The 5650-nt window shown below is 65.2% G+C and carries 4 protein-coding genes; all 4 read right to left on the reverse strand.

Annotation, left to right across the window (positions count from 1 at the left end; genetic code table 11):
• Nucleotides 1-61: 61 nt before the first annotated feature.
• Nucleotides 62-1450 (reverse strand): dihydrolipoyl dehydrogenase, encoded by a 1389-nt coding sequence (lpdA, locus tag NKI61_RS32135; protein ID WP_023742030.1) that lies wholly within the window; start codon nt 1448-1450, stop codon nt 62-64.
• Between the two features lie 235 nt (nt 1451-1685).
• The gene (locus NKI61_RS32140; protein ID WP_023702532.1) at nt 1686-3089 is read right to left on the reverse strand and encodes a dihydrolipoamide acetyltransferase family protein; all 1404 of its coding nucleotides are present in this window, start codon (nt 3087-3089) and stop codon (nt 1686-1688) included.
• A 2-nt stretch (nt 3090-3091) separates the two neighbouring features.
• Nucleotides 3092-4105, reverse strand: a complete 1014-nt coding sequence (locus NKI61_RS32145; RefSeq protein ID WP_023745906.1) for an alpha-ketoacid dehydrogenase subunit beta — start codon at nt 4103-4105, stop codon at nt 3092-3094.
• Nucleotides 4106-4107: 2 nt separating this feature from the next.
• The gene (locus NKI61_RS32150) at nt 4108-5340 is read right to left on the reverse strand and encodes a 3-methyl-2-oxobutanoate dehydrogenase (2-methylpropanoyl-transferring) subunit alpha (RefSeq protein ID WP_023710316.1); all 1233 of its coding nucleotides are present in this window, start codon (nt 5338-5340) and stop codon (nt 4108-4110) included.
• Nucleotides 5341-5650: the final 310 nt, after the last annotated feature.

Consider the following 5650-nt stretch of genomic DNA (forward strand, 5'->3'; position numbering starts at 1 on the left):
ACCCCCACCCCGCTCCGCTACGCGGATCGACCCTCCCCACAAGGGGGAGGGTAAGCGCACTTCAAATATGCAGCGCGTGGCCCAGCGCCTTCAGCGCCGCTTCCTGGAAGCCTTCGCCTTGCGTCGGATGCGCATGGATGGTCCCGGCGATATCCTCCAGCCGCGCGCCCATTTCCAGCGCCAGCCCGAACGCCGCCGCCAGTTCCGACACGCCTTGCCCGACCGCCTGGATGCCCAGCACCAGATGGTTGTCCGCGCGGGCGACAACACGAACAAACCCGTCCTCGCCGAGTTTCGTCATCGCCCGGCCGTTGGCGGCGAAGGGGAACTGGCCGATCTTGATTTCGCCTGAAGCCTTCGCCTCCTCCGGCGTTAGCCCTGCCGTCACCAGCTCCGGATCGGTGAAGCAGACGGCCGGGATCGAGCGCTTGTCCCAGCTGCGCTTGTGGCCGGCGACGATCTCGGCCACCATTTCGCCTTGCGCCATCGCCCGGTGCGCCAGCATCGGCTCGCCGGTGACGTCGCCAATGGCATAGATGCCGCGCATCGAGGTGCGGCACTGGTCGTCGATCTTGATGAACTTGCCGGCCATGTCGAGATCGATCTGATTGAGGCCCCAGCCCTCCGTCACCGGCTTGCGGCCGACCGTGACCAGGATCTTGTCTGCCGCGATTTTGGTGCTCTTGCCGTCCGCGGTCTCGACCAGCAGCGCGTCGCCCTTGACCCCCTTGGCCTTGGCGCCAAGCATCACCTCGACGCCGAGCTGGGCCAGCCGTTTCACCACCGGCCGGGTCAGTTCCGCATCATACTGCGCCAGCACGCGCGGCAGCGCCTCGACCACGGTCACCGCGGCGCCCATTTTGGCGAACGCCATGCCGAGTTCCAGCCCGATATAGCCGCCGCCGACCACGGCGAGCTTTTTCGGCACCTCGCCGAGAGCCAGCGCTTCTGTGGATGAAATCACCGGGCCGCCGAACGGCAGGAACGGCAGTTCCACCGTCGCCGAGCCGGTGGCGATCACAACCGTTTCGGCGCGGATGATCTGGGTGCCGGTCTCGGTCTCGACCGCGACGGTCTTGCCGTCGCGGAACGTCGCCCAGCCATAGACGGTCTTGACCTTGGCCTTCTTCAGTAGCCCGGCAACGCCCCCGGTCAGCCGGCTAACAATGCCGTCCTTCCACGCAACCGTCTTGCCGAGATCGAGCACGGGCGCTGCTACCGAGATGCCGAGCGGACTGCTGCCGCCGGCCATATGCGCGACCTTCTCGAACTCTTCCGCCGCATGGATCATCGCCTTGGACGGGATGCAGCCGACATTGAGACAGGTGCCGCCCGGTTTGCCGGCTTCAACGATCACCGTATCGATGCCGAGCTGGCCGGCACGGATAGCGCAGACGTAGCCGCCGGGCCCGGCGCCGATGACCAGCAGCTTGCAGGAGATTTCTTTCATGGCGTGACCCTTTGATGCGAGGGAATGTTCCGTCGCGATCCTTCGCGCCCCCCTCTGTCCTGCCGGACATCTCCCCCACGAGGGGGGAGATCAGCAGCTTCTTCGCTTCGCTCATTCCTGCAACGATGGAGATTGGCGAAACCCTGCGTGACGTCCAATCTCCCCCCTTGTGGGGGAGATGCCTGGTAAGGCAGAGGGGGGCGCTGTCCCGCCGTCATCTCGGTCGTTCCGCCCCTCAATCCACAAATATCAGCGCTGGCGTCTCAATCAGCGCCTTGATCCGCTGCACAAACACCGCCGCATCCCAGCCGTCGACCACCCGGTGATCGAAGCTCGACGACAGGTTCATCATCTTGCGCGGGATGAACTTGGTGCCGTCCCAGACCGGCCGCACCATCATCTTGTTGACGCCGACGATCGCCACCTCAGGATGATTGATGACCGGCGTCGTCGCCACGCCGCCCATGGCGCCGAGCGAGGTAATGGTGATGGTCGATCCCGACAGCTCGTCGCGGCTGGCCGTGCCGGACTTCGCCGCTTCGGCCAGGCGGTTGAGCTCGGCCGCGCAATCCCAGAGGTCGCGCGCCTCGGCGTGCTTGACCACCGGCACCACCAGGCCCGACGGCGTCTGCGCGGCAATGCCGATATGGACGCCGCCATGCTGATGGATGATGCCGGCCTCGTCGTCGAACAGCGCGTTGATGTTGGGCTGGTCGGCAATCGCCTTGACCATCGCCCGCATCAGGAACGGCAGCAGCGTCAGCTTCGGCCTCTCCACACCCTTGCGCTTTTCCTTGTTGAGCGCCGCGCGCAACTCCTCGAGTGCTGTGACGTCGATCTCCTCGACATAGGTGATGTGCGGGATGCGTGACTTCGCCAGCGACATTTTTTCGGCGATCTTGCGCCGCAGTCCGATGACCTTGATATCCTCGACGCTGTCATTGCGCGCCAGACCCGACGCCTTCGCTACCTGCGGTCCGCGTGCCAGGAATGCCTCGATATCTTCGTGGCTGATGCGGCCGGCAGGGCCGGTACCCGACACCTGGCGCAGATCGATCCCCGCCTCCTTCGCCCTGAGCCGGATGGCGGGCGACGCCAGGGGCTTTTCGCCCTCCGGGCGCGGCGCGCCGGTGGGTGCCGCACCTTTAGATGTCGGCGCAGTACCCCCACCCCTGGCCCCTCCCCACAAGGGGGAGGGGGATTCAGTCTCAGCTGCCCGTGCGCTTTTGGCTGCTGGTGCAGGTGGTGGCGACTTGGCGTCGGATTTCGTGGCCGAAACGCCTCCCTCTTGTGGGGGTCCGGAGGACGGGCGAGACCCGTGGCTCGCCCCGGCAGGGGTGGGGGTCGGTGCCGCCGTGACCTCTGACAATTTCGAGCCTTCGCCGACATTGCCCTCCCCCGCCACTTTCAGCCGCACGATCGGCGAGCCGATCGCCACCGTGTCGCCGATCTCCGCGCCCAGCCACAGGATCTCGCCATCGACCGGCGAAGGTATTTCCACCGTCGCCTTGTCGGTCATCACGGCGGCAAGCACCGAGTCCTCGCGCACGAGGTCGCCGACCTTGACGTGCCACTCCACAAGTTCGGCCTCGGCGACGCCTTCGCCGACATCCGGCAGCTTGATGATGTGTTCGCCCATCCCTAGGCTCCCATGGTTTCGAGAAGCGCGCGGCCGACACGGGCCGGCCCCGGGAAATAGTCCCATTCCTGCGCATGCGGGTAGGGCGTGTCCCAACCGGTGACGCGCGCCACCGGCGCTTCCAGATGGTAGAAACAATTTTCCTGCACCAGCGCCGACAGCTCGGCGCCGAAGCCGGAGGTCAGTGTCGCCTCGTGCACGACGACGCAGCGTCCGGTCTTCTTCACCGAAGCGACTATCGCGTCGAGATCGAGCGGCAGCAGGGTCCGCAAATCGATGATCTCGGCATCGATGCCGGTTTCTTCCACAGCCGCCTGCGCGACATAGACCATGGTGCCGTAGGCGAGCACGGTGACGGCCGAGCCCGCCCGGCGGATCGCCGCCGTGCCGAGCGGCACCGTGTAATGGCCGTCGGCGACCTCGCCCAGTTCATGCTTCGACCATGGCGTCACCGGTCGGTCGTGATGGCCATCGAACGGTCCGTTATAGAGCCGCTTCGGCTCCAGAAAAATCACCGGATCGGGATCCTCGATCGCCGCGATCAGCAGTCCCTTGGCGTCGTGCGGATTGGACGGCACCACCGTCTTCAGCCCCGACACATGGGTGAACAGCGCTTCCGGGCTCTGGCTGTGCGTCTGGCCGCCAAAGATGCCGCCGCCGGTCGGCATGCGGACAACGATCGGGCAGGTGAAATCGCCGTTCGAGCGGTAGCGCAGGCGTGCTGCTTCCTGCGTCAGCTGGTCGTACGCCGGGTACATGTAGTCGGCAAACTGAATTTCCACGCATGGCTTCAGCCCGTAGGCGGCCATGCCGATGGCCGAGCCGACAATACCGGATTCGTTGATCGGCGCATCGAAGCAGCGGCTCTTGCCGTACTTCGCTTGCAGGCCTGCCGTGCAGCGGAAGACACCCCCGAAGAAGCCGACATCCTCGCCATAGACGATGACGCGTTCGTCGCGCGCCATCGACACGTCCATGGCGTCGCGGATCGCCTCGATCATGGTCCGTCTCGGCATGGTCAGACTCCCGCCTGCTGGCGCTGGCGCCTGAGATGCGGCGGCATCTCGGCAAACACGCCCTCGAACATCTCGCGCGTCGACGGCTTGCCGCCGGCATGCAGCGTGCCGTGGCCTTCAGCTTCCTTCTGCGCCGCGATCACCGTCTCGAGGATTTCCGCTTCGGCCTGGGCGTGACGCTCGTCCGACCAGACGCCGCGTTGGATCAGATGGTTCTTCAGCCGCATCACCGGATCGCCGAGCGGCCAGGCGTCGGATTCCGTCTTCGGCCGATAGGCCGACGGATCGTCCGAGCTCGAATGCGCGCCGGCACGGTAGGTGACATGTTCGATCAGCGTCGGCCCGAGATTCTGCCGCGCCCGCTCCGCCGCCCATTTGGCCACGGCATGCACGGCGAGATAATCATTGCCGTCGACGCGCAGCGCCGGAATGCCGAAGCCGAGGCCGCGCGCGGCAAAGGTGCCGGAGCCGCCACGCGCAATGCCTTGAAACGTCGAGATCGCCCACTGGTTGTTGACGACGTTGAGGATGACCGGCGCCTTGTACGTCGAGGCGAACACCAGTGCGGAATGGAAATCGGATTCGGCCGTCGAGCCGTCGCCGATCCACGCCGCCGCGATTTTCGAATCGTTGCTGATAGCGGAAGCCATCGCCCAGCCGACCGCCTGGATGTATTGCGTCGCCAGATTGCCGGAGATCGAGAAGAAGCCATGCTCCTTCGACGAATACATGATCGGCAATTGCCGCCCTTTGAGCGGATCGGCCTCGTTGGAATAAATCTGGTTCATCATCGTGACCATCGGATAGCCGTCGGCGATGAGCAGGCCGGCTTGCCGATAGGTCGGGAAATTCATGTCGCCTGGCGCCAGCGCCTTGCGGAAAGCGCAGCTCACCGCCTCTTCGCCCAGATGCTGCATGTAGAACGAGGTCTTGCCCTGGCGCTGCGCCATCTGCATGCGCGCATCGAAGCTGCGCAGCGTCATCATGTGGCGCAACCCCTCGAGCAGCTCCTCGTCGGTGAGCAGCCCGGCCCACGGCCCGACCGCCTCACCGGTGCGGTTGAGCACGCGGATGATCGAAAACGCCATGTCGCGGATGGTGCGCGGATCGACATCGATGTCCGGTCGCGGCACCGAGCCGGCCTTGGGGATCGGCACGTTGGAGAAGTCGGGCGTTCCGCCCGGCCGCACTTCCGGCTCCGGCACATGAAACCGCAACATCCCAGCATCGGTCATGACCATGGTCCTCCCATTTGCTGCGTCGATATTTGCACATCCGCGCGCCCGGCACAGCGCCAATTCATGGGGCGCCGCAACCAGTCCGGCGTCACGGCCGGCAGGCGACCCCAAGATGCAGATATGTCTGCGAAATTTCTTGTCGATGTTGGGGAGCAGCGCGCAATTAGGCGCAAAGTTTTGCAGGATTTCCGGTAGATAGTCACTTCACGGCATCCGGGAGAGATAAAGCACCAAGGTCGGCGAACTCGCGCTTTCCTCTCCCCGTGATCGGGGGAGAGGTGTCGAGTGAAGCTCGACGGAGTGGGGG

This window comes from Mesorhizobium sp. M0514, assembly GCF_040321145.1.
In the GTDB taxonomy this organism is placed as follows: domain Bacteria; phylum Pseudomonadota; class Alphaproteobacteria; order Rhizobiales; family Rhizobiaceae; genus Mesorhizobium.

Coding starts and splice junctions, on each gene's coding strand:
- NKI61_RS32145 (WP_023745906.1), bottom strand. CDS start 4,105: ATGCCGAGACGGACCATGATCGAGGCGATCCGCGACGCCATGGACGTG.
- NKI61_RS32140 (WP_023702532.1), bottom strand. CDS start 3,089: ATGGGCGAACACATCATCAAGCTGCCGGATGTCGGCGAAGGCGTCGCC.
- NKI61_RS32150 (WP_023710316.1), bottom strand. CDS start 5,340: ATGACCGATGCTGGGATGTTGCGGTTTCATGTGCCGGAGCCGGAAGTG.
- lpdA (WP_023742030.1), bottom strand. CDS start 1,450: ATGAAAGAAATCTCCTGCAAGCTGCTGGTCATCGGCGCCGGGCCCGGC.